Below are 20,007 nucleotides of genomic sequence, written 5' to 3'. Positions count from 1 at the left end.
CCCCAGGCTTAGCAGGAATCGCCCCGCGCCGCGCTCGCTTCACGAAGCGTCAATTCGCCCCGCGTCCCGAGGGGGCCGCCCGCAGCGGAGGATTGAAAGGCGGCCCGGCGAGGGGTAACGCTCGTGGAGCGTGGTCCGGACCTCCAGCGCGCGTGGCGACGAGTTCGACCTCCCGGGCGGGCCCGACGCGGTCCTGCTGCTGCACGGCCTCACCGGCTCGACGTTCGAGGTCCTCCCCGTGGCGGAGCGGCTCCACGCCGCCGGCATGCGCTGCCTCGCCCCGCGGATGGCCGGCCACGCCGGCGGTCCGGAGGCGCTCGGCGCGGTCTCGTACACCGAGTGGATCGCGCAGGCCCGGCGCGACCTGGAGCGGCTCGCCGGCGCGCGCCGGACGTTCCTGGTGGGCTGCTCGATGGGCGCGCTCGTCGCGTGCGCGCTCGCCCACGACCACCCGGCGCGCGCGGACGGCCTGGTGCTCCTCGCCCCGGCGCTCGAGCTGCAGCTCCAGGGCCGGCTGGGCGCGCTGCTGGGGCGCCTCGGCCCGCTCCGGCGCGTGGTGATCCCGAAGGCGGCCGGCTCCGACGTGCGCGACCCCGAGATGCGCGCGGCGAACCCGGCCTTCCCGGGCGTGCCGCTCGGGGCGGTGGCCGAGCTGGCGAAGCTGGCGCGCCACGTGGACGCGCAGCTGCCCGGCATCGCCGCGCCGGCGCTGGTCATCGCGGGCGGGCACGACCACACCGTCACGCTCGGCGGCGCGCGCCGCCTGGCGCGGCGCATCGGCTCCGGCCCCGCCGCGCTGCGGGTGCTGCCGGAGAGCTGGCACCTCGTCGGCATCGACGTGGAGCGGGAGCGCTGCGCCGAGGCGGCCGCGCGCTTCCTGGAGGCGCTGCCCGTGCCGGGCGGCCGCCGGCGGGCGGACCGGCCCGCGCCGGCCCGGCGGCGGAAGGCGGGCGCGACGGCGCCGAAGGCGAAGGGCGGCGCCGGGCGCAGGCGCAGGAGGTGAACCGTGGCCAGCTACGTCCTCGCCATCGACCAGGGCACCACCGGCACCACCGTGCTGGTCCTCGACCGGCGGCTCTCGCCGCGCGCGCGGGTCAACCAGGAGTTCCGGCAGATCTTCCCGAAGCCGGGCTGGGTCGAGCACGATCTCGAGGACATCTGGGGCTCGACCGCGTCCACGGTCCAGCGCGCGCTGCGCGAGGCGGGCATCCGCGGCTCCGACGTGGCGGCGGTGGGCATCACGAACCAGCGGGAGACCACCGCGCTCTGGGAGCGGCGCTCCTCGCGCGCGGTGGCGCACGCCATCGTCTGGCAGGACCGCCGCACCACCGACGCGTGCGCGCAGCTCCGCTCCGCCGGGCACGAGCCGCTGGTCCGCGAGCGCACCGGGCTCGTGCTCGACCCGTACTTCTCCGGCACCAAGCTGCGGTGGCTGCTCGACCACACCAAGGGCGCGCGGCAGAAGGCCGAGGCCGGCGAGCTGGCGTTCGGCACCATCGACAGCTTCCTGGTGTGGCGGCTCACCGGCGGCGCGGCGCACGTCACCGACGTCTCGAACGCGAGCCGCACGCTGCTCATGGACCTGCGGGCCCGGCGCTGGGACCGCGAGCTCCTGGACCTGTTCGGCGTCCCGCCGAACGTGCTGCCGGAGATCCGATCGTCGTCGGAGGTGTACGGCACCACCCGCGGCGTGAAGGTGCTGCCGGACGGCATCCCGGTGGCGGGCATGGCCGGCGACCAGCAGGCGGCGCTGTTCGGCCAGGCCTGCTTCCGGCCGGGCGAGGCGAAGTGCACCTACGGCACCGGCGCGTTCCTGCTGCAGAACGTCGGGCCGGAGCCGGTGATGTCGTCGCGCGGCCTGCTCACCACGGTCGCGTGGACGGTGGGCGGCGAGACGGCGTACGCGCTGGAGGGCTCGTCGTTCATCGCCGGCGCCGCGGTCCAGTGGCTCCGCGACGGGCTGGGGCTCATCGCCCGCGCGCCGGACGTGGAGGCGCTCGCGAAGCAGGTGAAGTCCACCGGCGAGCTGGTGTTCGTGCCGGCGCTGGCCGGGCTGGGCGCGCCGCACTGGCGGCCGGAGGCGCGCGGCCTCATCGCGGGCATCGACCGGAGCACCACCGCGGCGCACCTGGCGCGCGCCACGCTCGAGGGGATCGCGTTCCTCATCCACGACCTCGCCGAGGCCATGCGCGCCGAGGCGGGCAAGCCGTTCCCGGTGTTCAAGGTGGACGGCGGCGCGTCGCAGAACGACCTGCTCATGCAGTTCCAGGCCGACCTGCTCGAGGTGCCGGTGGAGCGGCCGCGGATGATCGAGACCACCGCGCTCGGCGCCGCGTTCCTGGCCGGCCTGGCGGTGGGCTTCTGGAAGGACCGCGAGGAGATCCGCCGCGCCTGGCAGGTGGGGAAGCGCTTCGAGCCGAAGATGAAGCCGGTCGAGCGCGAGCAGCACGTCGCCAAGTGGCGGAGGGCGGTCCAGGCGGCGTAGCCGTACCGGCCGCTCAAGGTTCGACGGGGCTCACCATGAGCGGGGCCTTCGTGTCCGCTCGGGAGCGCCCGCACAGCGGGCGCGGAGTCGAAGGGCGGGCGGTGTGTGGCCCCTCACCTCACGCGCCGCATCGGCGCCAGCACCTCGACCTCGGCCAGCGGGCGGCGCAGCGCGACGAGCGCGCGGAGCCCGAAGCACACCTCGCCGAGGAGGCAGCCGAGGAAGGTGATCGCCACGAGCTGCGCCGGGACGGCGGTGCTGATGAACAGCGCCCCGGAGACGAGGAAGGTGGTGTAGGCGCCGAGGTACCATTCCGGGCGCTCCACCCGGACGTCGCGTGGCCGGAGCTCGACGATGCCATCGGGGCGGAGGCGTCGGACGACGTGGCTCATGCGCAGGATCATCTTGCGAGAGGGATCGCGGCGGCGCAACCCGGCGACCCGTTCCCGTGGGGGTGGGTGTGGGCTACGCGAGCCGGTCGAGGGCGTCGGCGACGGTGGTGACGCCCACCAGCTCGATGCCCTCGGGCGCGTCCGCGTGCCGGAGGCTCGCGGCGGGGACGATGGCGCGCTGGAAGCCGAGGCGGGCCGCCTCCGCCAGGCGGATCCCGGGCTGCGAGACCGCCCGCACCTCGCCCGCCAGCCCCACCTCGCCCAGCACCAGCGTCCGGGCCGGCAGCGCCCGCTCCCGGAAGCTCGAGGCGAGCGCGGCGACCACCGCGAGGTCCGCGGCCGGGTCGTCCACCGACAGGCCGCCGGCCACGTTGACGAACAGGTCGCAGGGCAGGATCTCCAGCCCGACCTTCTTCTCGAGCACCGCGGCGAGCAGCGCCACGCGGTTGCCGTCCACGCCGAGCGCGGTCCGCCGCGGCGTCCCGTACCCGGTGGGCGCCACCAGCGCCTGCACCTCCACCAGCACCGTCCGCGTGCCGTTCAGCACCGCGGTCACCGCGCTCCCCGGCGCGTCCTCGGGGCGCTCGGCCAGGAACAGCGCCGACGGGTTCGCCACCTCGGCCAGCCCGCCCGCCTTCATCTCGAAGACGCCGATCTCGCTGGCCGAGCCGAAGCGGTTCTTGTGGGCGCGGAGCACGCGGTACGGGTGGGCGCCGCCGCCCTCGAAGTAGAGGACCGTGTCCACCATGTGCTCGAGCACGCGCGGGCCGGCGATGCTGCCGTCCTTCGTGACGTGCCCGATGAGGAACACCGGCGTCTCGGTGGTCTTGGCGAGCGCCATGAGCCGCGCGGTCACCTCGCGGATCTGCGTGACGGTGCCGGGCGCGCTCTGCAGCTCGGGCAGGTACTGCGTCTGGATCGAGTCCACCGCCACGGCCGCCGGCGCGAGCGACTCGACGGCCTGCAGCACCTTCAGCGCGTCGGTCTCGGCGAGCACTTGCAGGTTCGCCGCGGAGACGCCGAGCCGGTCGGCCCGGAGCTTCACCTGTCGCGCCGACTCCTCGCCGGAGACGTAGAGCACCGGACGGTCCGGGTTGGCCTGCGCCACGCGGTCCAGCGCCGCGAGCACGAGGGTGGACTTGCCGATGCCGGGATCGCCGCCGAGGAGCACCAGCGCGCCGGGCACCACGCCGCCGCCCAGCACCCGGTCCAGCTCGCCGATCCCGGTGCGCTGCCGCTGCTCCTCGCGCGCCTCCACCTCGCGGAGCGGCAGCGGCCTCGCCGCCGCGTGCGTGCCCCAGCCGCGCGGCGCCGCGCCGGCCTTCGGCTCCGGGGCGGCGATCTCCTCCTGCAGCGTGTTCCACTGCTTGCACGCGGGGCACTGGCCGAGCCACTTCGGGCTCTGCTGCCCGCACTCCGCGCAGGCGAACACGGTGCGGATCTTCGGGGCGGCGCGAGACATGGAAGCAGGCGTTAGCACGCGCGTCCGACATGTGGGCGCCCGCCGCGCCGTCTCTTGCCGATCCGCCCCGCGATGCACGATCCTCCGCGCCGCTCGACGCCCGCCAGCCCGCACGGGCTGCGGGCGCACTCCCACCTCAGCCGATGCCCTCGCACCCGTCCCGCCGCCTGCTCGCCGCGCTGCTCCTCGCCATGCTCACCGTGCTGCCCTCCGCGGCGCGCGCCGCCGATCTCGACCGGGACGGGCTGGACGACGCGCTGGAGGACGCGCTGCTCGCGCGCTTCGCGCCGGTGGTGGTGCTCGCGCCCGACGAGCCGGTGCGCCCGGCGAGCGCCTCCTGGCTGCTCGCCCGCGCCGCGCTCGAGACGGCGCCCGGACCGCCCCCTCGCATCCTGCAGGCCTCGGCCCTGGGCGCGCTCGCCGCGCTCGTCATCCCGGGCACCGAGGAGCCGGGCGCGCGCCTGCGGCTCGAGGCCGGCGCGCAGGCCGGCAGCCCGGACCCGGCCGACTGGACCGCGTACGGCCACGCCTACCGCGCCGCGGACGGCGGGATCCTGCTCCAGTACTGGTTCCTGTACCCGTTCAACGAGGCGTTCTGGGCGTTCGACCACGACGGCGACTGGGAGCACGTCACGGTGCGCCTCGACGCGGCGGGCCGGCCGCTCGGCGCCTGGCTGGCGCGCCACGCCGACGCGCAGCCCGGCCCGTGGTTCGCCTGGAGCGCGCTGCGCCGCGAGGGCGACCACCCGGCCGTCCTCTCCGGGCGAGGGACGCACGCGAGCTACGCGTCGCCGGACGACGCGCCGCCCTGGGAGCGGCTCTGCCCGGAGGCGGAGCCGGCGCGCGCCGGGGCGGCGGGCTGCGCCGTGTGGCGGCCCGCAGCGCCGGGCTTCGGCGGCGTGGTGAACGTGGGCGAGCGCGGCGCGGCACGCGTCGCGTTCCTCGCGTGGCCCGGCCGCTGGGGCGCGACCGGCGCGTTCGGCCGCGACAGCCGCGGCGCGCCGCCGCCGGGCCCGGCGTTCCAGCGTGGCTGGTGCAGCGAAGGCGCGCCCGGCGCGTGCCCCTGAGCGCCGGGCGCGCCCCCTATACGGCTGCCGAGCCGCGCCGGATCACCGCCAGGATGAGCGTGATGACGGCGAGGATCAGCAGCAGGTGCACCCACCAGCCCACGGTGGCGCCCGACACCAGGCCCACCGCCCACAGCACGAGCAGGATGACTGTGATCGTCCAGAGCATGCGCCCCCCTCCCTTGCTTCGAAAGCTACGCACGCGGCGCAGGGTGGAACCGGGCCGCCGGCAGGCGCACGCCCGCCGTGCAGGGCGCCGTCCGCCGGGGCCGCCGGCCGCCCGGGTCGGGGCGTCGTCAACCGGGCACTGGCCGCCGGGTTGACGAGCGGATCCCCGCCTGTCTATCGTGCGAGCCCCATGTGCGAGACCGCTTCCAGGACGCTGCCGCCCGGCATCGAGCCGATCTCCGGCGACGAGGCCCGCCGCCTCATCCACCACACCTCCGGCCCCGAGCTCGAGGCGCTGCTCGACCGCGCCGAGGCGGTGCGGCGAGCGGTGCACGGCGACGAGGTCGCGCTGTGCGGCATCACCAACGCGAAGAGCGGCCGCTGCCCCGAGGACTGCGGCTTCTGCTCGCAGTCGGCGCGCTTCGAGGGCGCCGACGCCCCGGTGTACCCGATGATCGGGGCCGGCGAGATCGTGGAGCAGGCGCGGAAGGCGGAGCGGGCCGGCGCGCGCGAGTTCTCGATCGTCGCGAGCGGGACGCGCCTCTCGCGGGAGCAGGAGCTCGCGACCGTGGAGGACGCGCTGCGGCGGCTGCGGGCCGAGACCGCGGTCGAGCCCTGCGCCTCGCTCGGCCTCATGCGCGAGCCGGAGCTGCGGCGGCTGAAGGACGCCGGGCTCATGCACTACCACCACAACCTCGAGACCGCGCGCAGCCACTTCGAGAACGTCTGCACCACGCACACGTTCGACGAGCAGCTCGAGACCATCCGCGCCGCGAAGGGGCTCGGGCTGAAGCTCTGCTCCGGCGGCATCCTGGGCATGGGCGAGACGCCGGAGCAGCGGGTGGAGTTCGCCGAGGAGGTCCGCGACCTGGGCGTGGACTGCGTGCCGGTGAACTTCCTCAACCCGCGCGCCGGCACGCCCATGGAGCACCTGAAGGCCATCACGCCGGAGGAGTGCCTGGCGGCGCTGGCGGTGTTCCGGCTGATGATGCCGGCGGCGCACATCTTCGTGATGGGCGGGCGCGAGGTGAACCTCGGCGACCGGCAGCACCTCATCTTCCGCGCCGGCGCGAACGGGACCATGGTCGGCAACTACCTCACCAGCGCCGGCCGCGCGCCCGACCTCACCGTGGGCATGGTGGAGCGGCAGGGGCTCACGCTGCGGCCGCCCGACACCGGCAAGGCCTGGGCGTTCGACGGCCACGCGCCCTCCGACGCCGACTGGAACCGCAAGGCCGCGGAGCCGCGCCCGCGGGCGCTGCCGGTGGTCCGCTGAGCGATGGCGCGCGGCGCGCTCGACTGGATCGGCGCCGAGCTGGTGGCGCTCGACGCGAAGGGCCTGCGCCGGTCGCTCGAGCCCATCGGCCCGGCGCAGGGGCCGGTGGTCCGGGTGGGCGGCCGCGCGCTCGTGAACCTCTGCTCCAACGACTACCTCGGCCTCGCCGCGGATCCCCGGGTCCGCGCGGCCGCCGCCGACGCGGCGGCGCGCTTCGGCGCGGGTAGCGGCGCGGCGCGGCTGGTGGCGGGAGACCTGCCGCCGCACGGCGCGCTCGAGGCGCGGCTCGCCGCCTGGAAGGGCAGGGAGGCGGCGCTGCTGTTCGGCTCGGGCTACCACGCGAACGCGGGCGTGCCCGGCGCGCTGGTGGGGCGCGACGACGCGGTGTTCTCCGACGTCCTGAACCACGCCTCCATCGTGGACGGGTGCCTGCTCTCGCGCGCCGAGCTGGTCCGCTACCGGCACTGCGACGTGGAGGAGCTGGCCGGGCTGCTGGCCCGGACGCGGGCCCGCCGGAAGCTGGTGGTGACCGACGCGATCTTCTCCATGGACGGCGACGCCGCGCCGCTCCGCGAGCTGGCCGACCTGTGCGACCGGCACGGGGCCATGCTCTACGTGGACGAGGCGCACGCGGCCGGCGTGCTCGGGCCGGGCGGCGCGGGGCTGGCGGAGGCGCTCGGCGTGCAGGATCGGGTGGACGTGCACATGGGCACGCTCGGCAAGGCGCTCGGCGCGTTCGGCGCCTACGTGGCCGGCGAGCGGCGCCTGGTCGAGCTGCTGCTCTCGCGGGCGCGGCCGTTCGTGTTCAGCACCGCGCTCCCGCCGCCCGCCTGCGCCGCCGCGCTCGCCGCGCTGGAGGTGGTGGCGACCGAGCCGTCGCGACGCACCCGGCTGTTCGCGCTGTGCGCGCGGATGCAGGCCGGGCTGGCACGGCTCGGCTTCGACGTGGCGCGGGTCGCGTCGCCGATCTTCCCGGTGGTGCTGGGCACCGAGGCGCGCGCGCTGGCGGCCGCGGCGGCGCTGCGCGAGCGCGGGTGGTTCGTGCGCGCCATCCGCCCGCCCACCGTGCCGCGCGGCACGAGCCGGCTGCGGGTGGCGCTCTCCGCCGCGCACGACGAGGCGCAGGTGGACGGGTTCCTGGCGGCGCTGGCGGAGGTGCTGCCGGGGCTGCCGCCCGAGCCGCGCCCGCCGGCGTAGCGCGCCTCAGCGGGCGTGGCCGAGCATGTACCACTGCTCGTACAGGCTGCTCCGGCCGGCCTTGCCGCTGGAGCACGAGGTGAACGTGCCGTTCGCCGTCATCGTCGCGTAGGCGCCGGTGCCGTCGAGCAGCCGCCAGCGCCCCACCACCGGCGCCGCCGCGCCCTTGCGCGCCGTGGTCAGCCGGACGCGCAGCGTGCCGCGCCCGCCCTCCAGCACCCGCTCCACCACGCCGCCGCCGGCAGGGAACCCGCCCATGTCCCGAGCCACGCCCTCGTCGAGCGTCGCCCCCGAGGCGCTGCGGAGCCGGAACGTGCCGGTGTACTGCCAGTCCGGGAAGACGACGTCGATCTCGATCCGCTCCGCGCCGGGCGGGGGGAGCTCGGCGCTGGGCGGCGGCTCGCGCCGCCGGTCGGGCGCGTCGGCGCTCGCGCACGGCGCCGGCAGGAGGGTGGCGACGGCGGCGAGCGCGAGCGCGGCGAGCGCGGGCGGGCGGCGGACGGTCATCGCGGGCTCCCCGGGGCGGCCGCGCGTGGCGGGACACGGCCGTGGGCGGTCTCGCAGGCCGCGAAGCGGCGCTCCGCCTCGGCGCGCGCCTCACCCAGCACCTGGACCCGGTGCGCCACGGGCAGGCACGCGGACGTCGCGCCCCGGAGCGCGGCGCGGAGCCGGGCCCAGTCCACGGTGGAGACGCGCGCGGTCCCGTCGGCGGACACGGTGGCGAGCTCGGTGCCGTCCGGGCTGAACGCGGCGTGGCCCACCGCGCCCTCGTGCGCGCGGAGCACCAGCGGGTCGCCGGTGCCGTCGCGCGGGTACACGCGGACGCTGCCGTCGCTCGAGGCGAGTGCCCAGCGGCGGCCGTCGCGGCTCACGGCGGCGGAGAACAGGCCCTCCGGCAGCGCCGGGAACGGCGCCCGCTCCTCGCCGTCCGGGCCGAACAGCCGCAGCGTGCCGCCCTGCTCCGGCACGAGCAGGGTGCCGTCGGGGGCCACCACCGCGCGGAACACCGGGCGCTCGGTCTTGATGATCCGCGGCGGCGAGCCGTCGAGCGGCCACACGTGCGCCGAGGCCTCGTCCTGCGACGACGAGATGACCGCCTTGCCGTCCGGCGTCCAGGTCACGGCCGTGAGCACCGCGCCGTGGCCCCGGAACACGAGCGGCGTCCCGGTGCCGTCGGCGCGCCACACGCGCACGGTCTTGTCGAGCGAGCCGCTCGCGATGAGCGTGCCGTCCGGGCTGAACGCGGCCGACAGCACCGGGCCCTCGTGCCCGCGCAGCTCGCGCACCAGCGCGCCGGTGGCGGCGTCCCACACGCGCACGGTGCGATCCTCGGAGGAGGTCACGAACGTGCGCTCGGTGGGATCGAGGTCGGCGGAGTGGATCACGTTCCCCGGATCGCGCACGGTGAGCGCCGCGCCGCCGTGCACCGGCCAGAGCCGGGCGGTGCCGTCGTGGCTCGCGGTGAGCACGCGCGTGCCGTCGCGCGTCCACTCCACCGTGTCCACCAGCGCCTCGTGCCCGACGAGCTGCCCGCGCTGGCGGGGGTCGTCGGTGCGCCACACGCGGATCACGTCGTCGGTGCCGCGGGTGAACACGCGGGTCCCGTCCGGCGTGGGCGCGCCGTCGATCACGGTGTGGCCGCGCAGCACCACCGGCGTGCCCTCGCCGTCCGCGCGCCAGATGCGCACCGTGCCGTCGGTGCCGCCGGTGATGACGTGGCGCCCGTCGGGCGCGAACGCGGCGTACGCGACGCCCCCGCGGTGGCCCCGCAGCCGGATCTCCGGTCCGGCGGCGCCCAGGCGCCAGACGTGCGCGGCGCCGTCCTGCGAGCCCGCGACCACGCGCGTGCCGGCGCGGTCGAACTCGACCGAGGACACGGCCATGCCGGGCGCGCCGAGCGTCTGCCGGATGCGCCCGTCGGGCCCGAGCAGGCGCACCAGCCCGTCCTCCGAGCCGACCGCGATGACGCGGCCGTCGGGCGACCACGCCACCGAGAACGGCACGCCGCCCGGGAGCGGCGCGGTCGCGAGCACCGCGCCCGAGGGCGACGCGATCACCCGCACGAACCCGTCCACCGAGCCGGTCGCGACGCGGGCGCCGTCCGGCGAGAACGCGAGCGCGAGCACGGCGCCGTCGTGGAGCACCGCGCGCGGGGGCGTCCCGCCCGCGGCGCCGGTGACGTCCGCGAGCCAGAGCCGTCCGTCGAGCGCGCCGGCCGCCGCCACCCGGCCGGCCGGATCGAGCGCGAGCTTGACCAGCGGGACCGAGCCGGCCGGCAGGGTGCGCGGCGGCGCGTCGCCGTCGAGCGCGAAGACCCGCAGGGCGCCGGCGTGATCGGCGGTGACGAGGCGGCGGCCGTCGGGCGTGAAGGCGAGCCCGTCCGTGCGGGCCGCGCCGTCCGCGGCGAGCACGCGCGGCGCCCCGGTGCCGTCGGCGCGCCAGAGCTTGGCGCCGCCCTGCTCGCCGCCGACCGCGACCCAGGCGCCGTCCGGGCTCACCGCGAGGCCGAGCCCCTTCGGCACGCCGTCGAGCACGGTCTCCGGGATGGGCTCCGAGAGCAGGCGCTGCGCGATGGCGACCGCGCGGGGCGGCGGCTCGTCGGGCAGCTCGGCCATGAGCAGCGCCGCGACCAGCGGATCCGAGGCGCCGTCGGCGGTGCCCGCGACGCGCGCCGCCCGCAGCGCCCGCTCGGCGTGGGCGCCGCTCCGGATGGCGAGCGCCGCGGCCGCGGCGAGCCCCAGCACCACCAGCCCGGCCGCCGCGGCGGCGGTCCGGCGCAGCCGCCGCAGGCGGGCGGCGCGGGCCTGCGCCGCGGCGCGGCCGGCGTAGGCCTGCTCCACGCCGGCGAGCCCGTCGAGCAGGCCGAGCGCGGTCTGCGGGCGCCCGGTGGGGGCCTGCGAGAGCGCCGCCGTGAGCAGCGAGGCGAGCGCGGGCGGCGCGTCCTCCAGCGGGAGCCGCGGCGGCGGGCCCGGGTCGAGCACGGTGCTGCGCCCGTCCACCACCGGGAACGGCAGCTCGCCGGTGAGCATCTGCCACAGCACCACGCCGGCGCTGAACACGTCCGCCCGCGCGTCGCCGGGCTCGCCGCGGAGCTGCTCGGGCGCCATGTACGCGGGCGTGCCGCCGGCCAGGCTGGCCCGGTCGAGCAGCCGCGCCAGGCCGAAGTCGAGCAGCTTCACGCCGCCCGCCTCGGTGAGGAACACGTTGCCGGGCTTCAGGTCGCGGTGGAGGACGCCGCGCGAGTGCGCGTGGACGAGGCCGCTCGCCACGTCGCGCGCGATCCGCACCGCCTCCTCCGGCTGCAGCCGGCCGCGCTTCAGCCGCTGCTGGAGCGTCTCGCCGCGGAGCAGCTCGAGGATGAGGTAGGGCGTGCCCTCGTGGATCCCGAAGTCGTGCAGCGTGACGACGTTCGGGTGGTTGAGCCGCGCCGCCGCCTCCGCCTCCTCGCGGAGCGGCTTCTCCAGCGCGGCCGGCTCGGCGCGGGAGGGGCGCATCGCCTTGAACGCGACCAGCCGGCCCAGCTCGCGATCGCGCGCCTCGAACACCAGGCCGAAGCCGCCGCGGCCGATCTCGCGGAGCAGCTCGAAGCGGCCCACCACCATCCCGGCCTCGAGCGGCGCGGCGAGCTGCGAGGGATCGCGCGCCGGCGCGGCGGCGAGCTCGAGCAGCAGGTCCGAGAACTCCTGGCTCTCGCCCTCCAGCTCCGGGGGGATCACGCGGGGCGCCTCGCGCATGGGATGCGGCCGCTACTCGAGCAGCCCCTCCTCCCGCGCCATCCGCGCGAGCTTCTCCTTCAGGCGCTCGAACCGCTTCCGGAGCGCCGGCTCGTCCACCGCGTCGCCCTCGTCGGCGAGCACGGTCGCGACCTCGCGCCAGGAGAGGCCCCGGTCGAGCCGCAGCACCAGGAGCGTCTGCTCGTCCGGCTGCAGGCGCGCGCGCAGCCGATCGATCCCGCGCTGCCGCGCCTCGCGCCGCCCCAGCAGCGCGGAGGAGCGGACCTCGTCGGCGATGCGAGAGAGCTCGTGGGTCTCGAGGCGGCGGCCCCGGCCGCGGTAGGGGTCGCGGAGGTGGCGGGCCGCGGCGTGCCAGGCGAGCCGGTAGGCCCACACGCGGATCGGGCACTCGCGGCGGAACCCCGGGAGGCCGCGCCACAGGTCCTCGGTGAACTGCGAGAACACCTCGGCCGCGTCGGCGTCGTTGCGCAGGATCGAGGAGAGGTAGCCGAGGAGCTGCGGGCCGTACTCGCGGAGCACCGCCTCGGCGGCCCCCCGATGATCGCCGGCTTCGAGGAACGGTGCGGCGCGTCCGTGATCGGTCATCCGGGCGAGGGGCCCCAGGACGCGGACCGGCCGGACGGCCGGGAACGGGCCGGGAGAGGGCCGACCATAACGGACGATGCCGTTTGCCGCAATGGGCGAGGCGCGCACGGTGGGGCCCTCCGCGTGGACGTTCCCGACGAGGGAGGGGCGGGCGCGGCCGGCGTGACCCGTGGGCCGGCGATCCTCAGCGGGACAGCTCGTGGATGCGCTCCCGGAGCCGGTGCGCCTCGTCCCGGACCCGCGCCTCCACGCTGTCGTCCGACCGCAGCCCGACCAGCCAGCCGGCGGCGAACCCGATCGCGGCGGCGAGCAGGAGCGCGGCGATGGCGGTCCGGGCGCGGAAGGACACGTCAGATCCCGAGCTGCTGCACCTGGTACCCGCGCTCGCGCAGCGCCTGGAGGAGCTCCTGGACGTGCTCGAGGCCGCGGGTCTCCAGCGTGAGCTGCAGGGTCGTGTCGCCGAACCGCGTCGCGAACGCGCGCGTGTGGTGGACCTCGATCACGTTGGCGCGGTGGTGGGCGATGATCGCCGAGACCTTGGCGAGCTGCCCCGGCTTGTCGGTGAGCGCGACGCTCACCCGCACCAGCCTCCCGTCCTTCACCAGGCCCCGCTCGATGATGCGCGCGACCAGGTTCACGTCGATGTTGCCCCCGGAGACGATGGCGACCGCGCGCCGCCCCTCGAGCCCGGCGGCCCGGCGGTTCATGAGCGCCGCCACCGCGACGGCGCCGGCCCCCTCCGCGACCGTCTTCTCCTTCTCGAGCAGGTACAGGATCGCGCTCGCGATCTCCTCCTCCGAGACGGTGACGATCTCGTCCACCAGGCGCCGGACGTGGTCGAAGGTGAGGTCGCCGGCGCGCTTCACGGCGATGCCGTCCGCGATGGTGCTGGCGGGCTCGAGCGTGACCGGCCGGCCCGCCTCGAGCGCCGCGAGCATGCTGGGAAGCACCTCGGTCTCCACGCCCACGATCCGAACCTCGGGGCGCAGCGCCTTCGCGGCCACGGCCACTCCGGAGGCGAGCCCACCGCCGCCGATGGGCACCAGGATCGCGTCCACCTCCGGGACCTGCTCGAGGATCTCGAGCCCGACCGTGCCCTGGCCGGCGATGATGCGCGGGTCGTCGAACGGGTGCACGAAGGTGAGCCCCTCGGCCTGCTCGAGCCGCCGCGCCTCGGCGTACGCCTCGTCGTAGTTCGCCCCGTGGAGCACGATGCGCGCGCCGTGGGCCCGGGTGTTCGCCACCTTCATGATGGGCGTGGACTCGGGCATCACGATGGTGGCCTTCACCCCCAGGCGACCGGCGTGGTACGCGACCCCCTGCGCGTGGTTGCCGGCGCTCGCCGCGATGAGCCCCCGGGCGCGCTCGGCCTCCCCTGCCAGCAGCAGCGTGTTGAGGGCGCCGCGCTCCTTGTAGGAGCCGGTCATCTGTAGATTCTCGAGCTTGAGGAAGGCGCTGGTGCCGCTCAGGCGGGAGAGGGTCTCGGTGCGGGCACAGGGGGAGAGGTAGATCCGGTCGCGGATCCGGCCGAGCGCGGCCTGGACGTCGGGGAGCGTCACCATGGTGGATCGCGAACGCTACCGCCGCGCGCCGGCGAACGGCAAGCGCCGCCCGCGCGCGGTCCGGACGAGGAACGGGCGTCGCGGCGGCGCCGGACGCCGCCGGAGAGGCCCGTCGCGAGCGGCCCGCGGCCGCCCGTCGCTAGTGCTGCACCAGCCTCCGCGCGAGCTCGACGCGATTCCGCACGCCCAGCTTGTCGAAGATGGTCTTGAGGTGGCTCTTCACGGTCTGGGAGGCGATCCCGAGCCGCTCGGCCACCTCGCGGGAGCGGAGCCCGTCGGCCACGAGCAGCGCGACCTCCCGCTCGCGCTGGGTGAGGCCGTCGGCCGGCGTGGCGGTGGCGGCCTCGGGGCCGGCCTGCAGCGGCTCCGGGAGCGGCTCACGCCAGAGGTGGAGCTGCGTCTTGCCCTTCCCGACGGCGGTCACCTCGATGCGGAGCCGCTCGCCGTGGCCCTCCATCACCAGCGTGCGGCGCACGCCGGGCGGCCCGTTCTGGGCCCCGTCGGTGAGGCCGCGGAGCTCGGACGGCATCAGCGCGCCGTCGGCGGCATCCGCGAAGAACACCTTCAGCATCTCCTCCGCTTGCCGGTCGGCGCGCAGAAGCCCACCCGCGTCGCAATGAGCGGCAGCCCCGCGCGGAGCGGGAACGCGAACGTTCGCTCGCATCATGGCCAGCACCCCCTTTGCCTCCGTGTGGAGACAGGACCCACATACTACAGCCCTGCGAACGAGTGGTCACTCGCATCCCGAGCGGTCGCGATCTCCTTCGGGGTTCCGAGGGTTTATGACGCATCTGCGTCGGAGGGGGTGGGCGCATCGGGTCCGGTCCTTCCTGGTGCGACGGAAGCGGCAACCCATGCCCTGAAATCGGAGGGATGCACTGCCCGTCCGGTGGCGCGGATCACCCGGAAGACGAGGCAACCCTGATGAGCGACCCGGCACAGGGACGTTGACGCTTCGTGCGGGACCGCTTGGGCCGCTCCGTCCACCCCGCCGCAGCGGGGCGGGTGCGAGCGGCGAAGGAACGGGCAGGACATGCGCGGCGGCTCCGCCGGCAACGTACGCACGCGCGCCGCGCCGGGCGCGCCCCCGCGCGACGGCGGGCCCCGCGCGGTCGGCGCCGATCAGCGGTTCGCGGCGTGGACCGCGGCCGCGAGCAGCGCGAGCAGCACCACCGTCGAGGCGGCGCCGAAGCGGCGTTCACCCACCGCGAAGAAGCCGCCGGCGGCCACCGCGAGCCGGAGCGGCGGCGTGACGAAGAGCGCGATGACGCCGAGGCGCGCGAGGTGGCTCGCGGCCTCCACGTCGAGCGCGTACGCGAGCGTGGCGGCGCCGCAGAGGCCGACGCCGGTGAGCGTGCCGGCCCAGAGCGCGAGCGACACCGTGCGGTTCACGGCAGCTCCCGCAGCACGTCCCACACCATGCGGCCGCCCAGCAGGACGAGCAGCGCGGAGAACGCCGCCTGGAGCCGCGCCGCCGGGATGCGGCCGAGCAGCGTCGCGCCCAGGCGCGCGCCGGCGAACACGCCCACCACCACCGGCGCGGCCACCGCGACCTCGAGGTCGCCGCGCGCGTAGTACACGTAGGCGCTCGCGGCGGCGGTCACGCCGATCATGAAGTTCGAGGTCGCCACCGCGACCTTGAACGGCAGCTCCATCGCGAGCGTCATCACCGGCACCTTGATGAAGCCGCCGCCCACGCCGATGAGGCCGGAGATGGCGCCCGCGAACGCGCTCGCGCCGAGGCCGGTGCCCCATCGACGGACGGTGTAGGGCTCGCCCTCCGAGGCCTGCGGGCTGGCGGGGCGGCGGCGCCACATCACCAGCGCCGAGTACACCGCCACCGCCGCGAACAGCGCCTTCAGCACGCCCACCGGCGCGAGGCCGGCGACGGCGCTCCCCAGCATGGCGCCGGTGACGGTCGCGAGCTCCAGCACCACGCCGACGCGCATGTCGGAGAGCTTGCGGTCCACGTAGGACGCCGCCGCGGAGGACGAGCTCGCGATGATCACGACCAGCGAGACCGCCACCGCGTGGCGGAACGGGAGGCCGAAGCCGGCCGTGAGGATCGGGACGACGATGATGCCGCCCCCGATGCCCATGAGGGCGCCGAGGGTGCCGGCGCCGAGGCCGACGGCGGCGAGCAGGAGAGCGGTCACGGGGCGGCCACTCTACCGTACGGATGGACGCCCGGAAACCACGCTCGCCCTTCGACTCCGGCCGTGCCTGCGGCTCGGCAGCGGATCCGTCGCTCATCCCGACCCTTCGACTCCGGCCGTGCCTGGCGGCCCGGCCTACGCTCAGGGTGAGCGACCGAGACCGCGGAGCGGTCCGGAGTCGAGGGACGCTCAGGGTGAGCGACCGAGACCGCGGAGCGGTCCGGAGTCGAGGGACGCTCAGGGTGAGCGACCGAGACCGCGAAGCGGTCCGGAGTCGAGGGACGCTCAGCGCAGCTCGACCTCGAAGCCGAGGCGGCGCGCCGACTCGAGCAGCTCGTCGGCGGGCTGCACCTTCAGCGGCACCGCGATGGTGGTCTCGGTCTGCTCGGGGATGACGGCGCGGACCGTCACCGGGCAGCTCCCGGAGAAGCGCCCGAGCAGCGCCCGGAGGTCGCCCGCGCGCGCGGCGGTGAGCCGGTCGGCGTCGATGCGGAGCGCGATCTCGCTGGTCTTCTGGTTCCGGACCGCGGCGAGCGGCTCGATGTCGAGCGCGGTGATCTCGGCCCGCGGGTTCTCCTCCTCGCGGTTGTTGATCCGCACCTCGCCGTGCACCAGCACCGGCTCGTCGCCCTTCACGAAGTGCTCCCAGTCCGACCAGCCCTTCTGCGCGGGGCGGCCGTTCTGCGCCGGGCGCGAGGCCCAGCAGATGACCTCGGTGGTGCCGGTGAGGTCCTCGAGCGTGAGGAAGCCGAAGCGCGTGCCCTTCTCCTTGTTCATGCGCTCGCGCAGCGACGCGACCACGCCGACCACGGTGACCTTGTCGCCGTGGCGCTTGTGCGCGACCGCGGCGCAGGTGGAGGAGGCGTAGCGGCGGACCTCACGCTCGTAGCCCATCAGCGGGTGGCCGGTGAGGTAGAAGCCGAGCGCCTCCTTCTCGAACGCGAGCCGGACGCGCTCGGGCCACTCCTCCACGTTCACCTCGCCCACCGCGTCGCCGGGCCTCGGGTAGCGCGGCTTCGCCTCGGTCGCCGCGGACGGCGTGAGCGCGCCGAACAGCGAGGCCTGGCCGCTGGCGCGGTCGGCCTGCGCCGACGCGCCGGCGGCGATGGCGGCGTCGATGCCGAAGTAGAGCTGCCAGCGCGGCACGCCCTCGAAGTCGAGCGCGCCGGACTTCACCAGCGCCTCGAGCACCTTCTTGTTGATCTTCTTCGAGTCCACCCGCCCGGCGAGGTCGAACAGCGACTTGAACGGCCCCGACGCGCGCGCCTCGACGATGGCCTGCACCGCCGAGTCGCCCACGCCGCGCACCGCGCCCAGGCCGAACCGGATGCGGCCACGCGAGCCCTTCGGCGACTCGGCGCCGGGCGGGAACGCGCCGAAGGCGGCGTCGGACTCGTTCACGTCCGGCGGGAGCACCTCGAGCTGGCTGGCGCGCGCCTCGGAGATGTGGAGCACCACCTTGTCGGTGTTGGAGGCCTCGCTCGAGATGAGCGCGGCCATGAACTCCACCGGGTAGTGCGCCTTCAGCCAGGCGGTCTGGACGGTGAGCAGGCCGTAGGCGGCGGAGTGCGACTTGTTGAAGCCGTACGCCGCGAACTTCTCCATGAGGTCGAAGATGCCGCCGGCGACCTTGTCGTCCACGCCGTTCGCGACCGCGCCGGCGAGGAAGCCGACCCGCTCCTTGGCCATGACCTCGGCCTTCTTCTTCCCCATGGCGCGGCGGAGCAGGTCGGCCTGTCCCAGCGAGTAGCCCGCCAGGACCTGCGAGATCTGCATCACCTGCTCCTGGTAGACGATCACGCCGTAGGTCGGCTCGAGGACCTTCTCCAGGCTGGGGTGCGGGTACTGCACCTTCTCGCGGCCGTGCTTGCGGTCGATGTAGACGTCCACCATGGTGCGGCCGTCCTCGAGCTTCTGGTCGAGGGGGCCGGGCCGGTAGAGCGCGCCGGCGGCGATGACGTCCTCGAAGCGCGACGGCTTCATCTTCACCACCATCTCGGTGAAGCCGGAGGACTCCATCTGGAACACGCCGCCGGTGTCGCCGCGGCTGATGAGCTCGTAGACGGCCGGATCGTCGATGGGGATGTCGCTCGCGGCGAAGTCCTTCATCTCCGGGTGGTTCCGCTTCACCATCCGCAGGGCGTCGTCGATGACGGTGAGCGTCTTCAGCCCGAGGAAGTCGAACTTCACCAGGCCGGCGGCCTCGACCTCCTCCTTCGCGAACTGCGACACCAGCATCTCGGACTTGTCGTCCTTGTACGCCGGCACGTACTCCCACAGCGGCTTGTCCGCGATCACCACGCCGGCCGCGTGCAGGCCGGCCTGGCGGTTCAGGCCCTCCAGCGACATGGCGATGTCGAGCAGGTCCTTGGTGGTGACCTTGTTCTGGACGCCCTTGTCGTCCACCCACTGCGAGATCACGGTGGGCTTGTCGTAGAGCTCCTTCAGGCGCGGCTCGGCCGGCATCTTGTCCGAGCCGAACACCAGCTCCTTGAGCGGCGGGGTCTTGCCCTGCACCGGGTCCGGGACGAGCTTCGCGATCCGGTCGCCCTCGGCGAACGGCAGGCCCATCACGCGCACCACGTCGCGGATCACCGAGCGCGCTTTGAGCGAGCCGAACGTGATGATCTGGCCGACGTTGTCCTGGCCGTACTTGCCGCGGACGTACTGGATGACCTCGTCGCGGCGGTTCTGGCAGAAGTCCACGTCGAAGTCCGGCATCGAGACGCGCTCCGGGTTCAGGAAGCGCTCGAAGAGCAGGTTCCAGCGGAGCGGGTCGAGGTCGGTGATGCGCAGCGACCAGGCCACGATCGACCCGGCGCCGGAGCCGCGGCCCGGGCCCACCGGGATGTGGTGCTCCTTCGCCCAGTTGATGAAGTCCTGGACGATGAGGAAGTAGCCCGGGAACCCCATCTTCTTGATGACGCCGAGCTCCATCTCCAGCCGCTGGCGGTAGAGGTCGCGGTCGTGCGGGTACTTCCCGTCGATCTCGCGGAAGCGCCGGTCGAGCCCCTCCCGCGCGAGCTTCACGATGTAGTCGTCCTCGCTCATCCCCTCCGGCAGCGTGAAGGAGGGCAGGAACGTCTTCCCGAGCGGCAGCTCGACGTTGCACATCTCGGCGATGCGCAGCGTGTTGTCGAGGGCCTCGCGGAAGTCGGGCAGCGCCGCCGCCATCTCGTCGGGCCCGGCGACGAACAGGCCGTCGGTGTCGTGGCGGAGCCGCTTCGGATCCTGGAACGTCTTGTTGGAGGCGATGCACATCAGCACCTCGTGCGCCTTCGCCTCCTGGCGGCTCACGTAGTGCGCGTCGGCGGTGCCGACGAGCGGGATGCCCTCGTCGCGGCCGAGCTGGGCGAGCTTGGCGTTGACGTCGAGCTGCTCGCGCATCCCGTTCGACTGGACCTCGAGGAAGAACGAGCCCGGCTCGAAGATGTCGCGGTACTCGCGCGCCACCCGCCGCGCGCCGTCCATGTCGCCCTGCCGCGCCAGGCGCGGCACCTCGCCCGCCAGGCAGGCGGTCAGGCCGACGAGGCCCTTCGAGTGGTCGCGCAGGAGCTGCTTGTCGATGCGCGGGTCGTAGTAGAAGCCCTCGGTGAACGCCTTCGAGGAGAGGTAGCGCAGGTTCGCCCAGCCCTCGGCGTTCTTCGCGAGCAGGATGAGGTGGCGGCCGATGCGCTCGGAGCGGTCGGTGCGCCCCTTGTCGCCGGCGACGTAGGCCTCCATGCCGAGGATGGGCTTCACCCCGGCTTCCTTGGCCTTCTTGTAGAAGTCCACCGCGCCGAACAGGTTCCCGTGGTCCGTCACGGCCACGGAGCTCATGCCCTTCGCCTTGACCGTCTTCAGCAGGTCCTTGATGCGGATGGCGCCGTCGAGGAGGGAGTACAGGGTGTGCAGGTGCAGGTGGACGAAGTCGGGCATCGGGC

At 75.1% G+C, this 20,007-nt stretch carries 17 protein-coding genes; 5 read left to right on the top strand and 12 right to left on the bottom strand.

Annotated elements, in window-relative coordinates; all coding sequences use genetic code 11:
* The first annotated feature begins 130 nt into the window (after positions 1 to 130).
* Complete coding sequence (locus ADEH_RS17890) at positions 131 to 1,003, top strand: alpha/beta hydrolase (RefSeq protein WP_011422507.1); 873 nt, start codon at positions 131 to 133, stop codon at positions 1,001 to 1,003.
* Between the two features lie 3 nt (positions 1,004 to 1,006).
* Complete coding sequence (glpK, locus tag ADEH_RS17885) at positions 1,007 to 2,485, top strand: glycerol kinase GlpK (protein WP_011422506.1); 1,479 nt, start codon at positions 1,007 to 1,009, stop codon at positions 2,483 to 2,485.
* A 113-nt stretch (positions 2,486 to 2,598) separates the two neighbouring features.
* Here the strand turns inward: glpK and ADEH_RS17880 are convergent, their stop codons facing one another.
* Both ADEH_RS17880 and radA read right to left on the bottom strand, forming a co-directional pair.
* Positions 2,599 to 2,877, bottom strand: coding sequence for a hypothetical protein (locus ADEH_RS17880; protein ID WP_041453670.1), 279 nt, complete (start codon positions 2,875 to 2,877; stop codon positions 2,599 to 2,601).
* Positions 2,878 to 2,950: 73 nt separating this feature from the next.
* Positions 2,951 to 4,339: a DNA repair protein RadA gene (gene radA, locus ADEH_RS17875; protein WP_011422504.1), complete on the bottom strand. Its 1,389-nt coding sequence runs from the start codon at positions 4,337 to 4,339 to the stop codon at positions 2,951 to 2,953.
* 143 nt (positions 4,340 to 4,482) lie between these two features.
* On the opposite strand from radA, the gene ADEH_RS17870 reads away from it, so the two are divergent.
* Complete coding sequence (locus ADEH_RS17870) at positions 4,483 to 5,406, top strand: hypothetical protein (protein ID WP_011422503.1); 924 nt, start codon at positions 4,483 to 4,485, stop codon at positions 5,404 to 5,406.
* A gap of 16 nt (positions 5,407 to 5,422) precedes the next feature.
* Here the strand turns inward: ADEH_RS17870 and ADEH_RS23170 are convergent, their stop codons facing one another.
* Complete coding sequence (locus ADEH_RS23170; RefSeq protein WP_012527518.1) at positions 5,423 to 5,575, bottom strand: lmo0937 family membrane protein; 153 nt, start codon at positions 5,573 to 5,575, stop codon at positions 5,423 to 5,425.
* 189 nt (positions 5,576 to 5,764) lie between these two features.
* Here ADEH_RS23170 and bioB point away from each other — a divergent pair, with 189 nt between their 5' ends.
* Both bioB and bioF read left to right on the top strand, forming a co-directional pair.
* Positions 5,765 to 6,850: a biotin synthase BioB gene (gene bioB / locus ADEH_RS17865; protein WP_011422502.1), complete on the top strand. Its 1,086-nt coding sequence runs from the start codon at positions 5,765 to 5,767 to the stop codon at positions 6,848 to 6,850.
* 3 nt (positions 6,851 to 6,853) lie between these two features.
* The gene (bioF, locus tag ADEH_RS17860; RefSeq protein WP_011422501.1) at positions 6,854 to 8,047 is read left to right on the top strand and encodes an 8-amino-7-oxononanoate synthase; all 1,194 of its coding nucleotides are present in this window, start codon (positions 6,854 to 6,856) and stop codon (positions 8,045 to 8,047) included.
* A 6-nt stretch (positions 8,048 to 8,053) separates the two neighbouring features.
* On the opposite strand, the gene ADEH_RS17855 is transcribed toward bioF, so the two are convergent.
* The 9 genes from ADEH_RS17855 to dnaE all read right to left on the bottom strand — a co-directional run bounded on the left by ADEH_RS17855 (position 8,054) and on the right by dnaE (position 20,002).
* Positions 8,054 to 8,554 carry a hypothetical protein gene (locus tag ADEH_RS17855; RefSeq protein ID WP_011422500.1) on the bottom strand — a complete coding sequence of 167 codons (501 nt, stop codon included), beginning with the start codon at positions 8,552 to 8,554 and terminating at the stop codon, positions 8,054 to 8,056.
* Positions 8,551 to 11,763, bottom strand: coding sequence for a serine/threonine-protein kinase (locus ADEH_RS17850; protein WP_232287324.1), 3,213 nt, complete (start codon positions 11,761 to 11,763; stop codon positions 8,551 to 8,553). Before ADEH_RS17850 ends, ADEH_RS17855 begins: the two co-directional genes overlap by 4 nt.
* 30 nt (positions 11,764 to 11,793) lie before the next feature.
* Positions 11,794 to 12,366, bottom strand: a complete 573-nt coding sequence (locus ADEH_RS17845; protein ID WP_041453669.1) for an RNA polymerase sigma factor — start codon at positions 12,364 to 12,366, stop codon at positions 11,794 to 11,796.
* A gap of 184 nt (positions 12,367 to 12,550) precedes the next feature.
* Entirely contained in the window at positions 12,551 to 12,715 is a 165-nt protein-coding gene (locus ADEH_RS23165; RefSeq protein WP_157061391.1) for a DUF1049 domain-containing protein, read from the bottom strand.
* 1 nt (position 12,716) lies between these two features.
* Positions 12,717 to 13,928: a threonine ammonia-lyase gene (locus ADEH_RS17840; RefSeq protein WP_011422497.1), complete on the bottom strand. Its 1,212-nt coding sequence runs from the start codon at positions 13,926 to 13,928 to the stop codon at positions 12,717 to 12,719.
* A 139-nt stretch (positions 13,929 to 14,067) separates the two neighbouring features.
* Positions 14,068 to 14,499, bottom strand: coding sequence for a helix-turn-helix transcriptional regulator (locus ADEH_RS17835; protein ID WP_232287323.1), 432 nt, complete (start codon positions 14,497 to 14,499; stop codon positions 14,068 to 14,070).
* A 551-nt stretch (positions 14,500 to 15,050) separates the two neighbouring features.
* A complete protein-coding gene (locus ADEH_RS17830) occupies positions 15,051 to 15,320 on the bottom strand; it encodes a DUF1634 domain-containing protein (RefSeq protein ID WP_041453667.1) in 270 nt (89 codons plus the stop codon).
* Positions 15,317 to 16,084 carry a sulfite exporter TauE/SafE family protein gene (locus ADEH_RS17825; protein ID WP_011422495.1) on the bottom strand — a complete coding sequence of 256 codons (768 nt, stop codon included), beginning with the start codon at positions 16,082 to 16,084 and terminating at the stop codon, positions 15,317 to 15,319. The genes ADEH_RS17830 and ADEH_RS17825 overlap by 4 nt, the downstream gene beginning before the upstream one ends.
* Positions 16,085 to 16,369: 285 nt before the next feature.
* The gene (gene dnaE, locus ADEH_RS17820) at positions 16,370 to 20,002 is read right to left on the bottom strand and encodes a DNA polymerase III subunit alpha (protein ID WP_011422494.1); all 3,633 of its coding nucleotides are present in this window, start codon (positions 20,000 to 20,002) and stop codon (positions 16,370 to 16,372) included.
* Positions 20,003 to 20,007 lie beyond the last annotated feature (5 nt).

Origin of the sequence: Anaeromyxobacter dehalogenans 2CP-C, assembly GCF_000013385.1 — a bacterium.
GTDB classification, from domain to species: Bacteria; Myxococcota; Myxococcia; order Myxococcales; family Anaeromyxobacteraceae; genus Anaeromyxobacter; species Anaeromyxobacter dehalogenans_B.
The sequence above is the reverse complement of the archived record's forward strand: the minus strand, read 5'-3'. Positions and strand labels throughout refer to the sequence as shown.

Excerpts from the sequence above, each read along its gene's own strand:
- radA (WP_011422504.1), bottom strand. The coding sequence starts at position 4,339 with ATGTCTCGCGCCGCCCCGAAGATCCGCACCGTGTTCGCCTGCGCGGAG.
- ADEH_RS17880 (WP_041453670.1), bottom strand. The coding sequence starts at position 2,877 with ATGAGCCACGTCGTCCGACGCCTCCGCCCCGATGGCATCGTCGAGCTC.
- bioF (WP_011422501.1), top strand. The coding sequence starts at position 6,854 with ATGGCGCGCGGCGCGCTCGACTGGATCGGCGCCGAGCTGGTGGCGCTC.
- ADEH_RS23170 (WP_012527518.1), bottom strand. The coding sequence starts at position 5,575 with ATGCTCTGGACGATCACAGTCATCCTGCTCGTGCTGTGGGCGGTGGGC.
- ADEH_RS17845 (WP_041453669.1), bottom strand. The coding sequence starts at position 12,366 with ATGACCGATCACGGACGCGCCGCACCGTTCCTCGAAGCCGGCGATCAT.
- dnaE (WP_011422494.1), bottom strand. The coding sequence starts at position 20,002 with ATGCCCGACTTCGTCCACCTGCACCTGCACACCCTGTACTCCCTCCTC.
- ADEH_RS17835 (WP_232287323.1), bottom strand. The coding sequence starts at position 14,499 with ATGCTGAAGGTGTTCTTCGCGGATGCCGCCGACGGCGCGCTGATGCCG.
- ADEH_RS17870 (WP_011422503.1), top strand. The coding sequence starts at position 4,483 with ATGCCCTCGCACCCGTCCCGCCGCCTGCTCGCCGCGCTGCTCCTCGCC.
- ADEH_RS17840 (WP_011422497.1), bottom strand. The coding sequence starts at position 13,928 with ATGGTGACGCTCCCCGACGTCCAGGCCGCGCTCGGCCGGATCCGCGAC.
- bioB (WP_011422502.1), top strand. The coding sequence starts at position 5,765 with ATGTGCGAGACCGCTTCCAGGACGCTGCCGCCCGGCATCGAGCCGATC.
- ADEH_RS17855 (WP_011422500.1), bottom strand. The coding sequence starts at position 8,554 with ATGACCGTCCGCCGCCCGCCCGCGCTCGCCGCGCTCGCGCTCGCCGCC.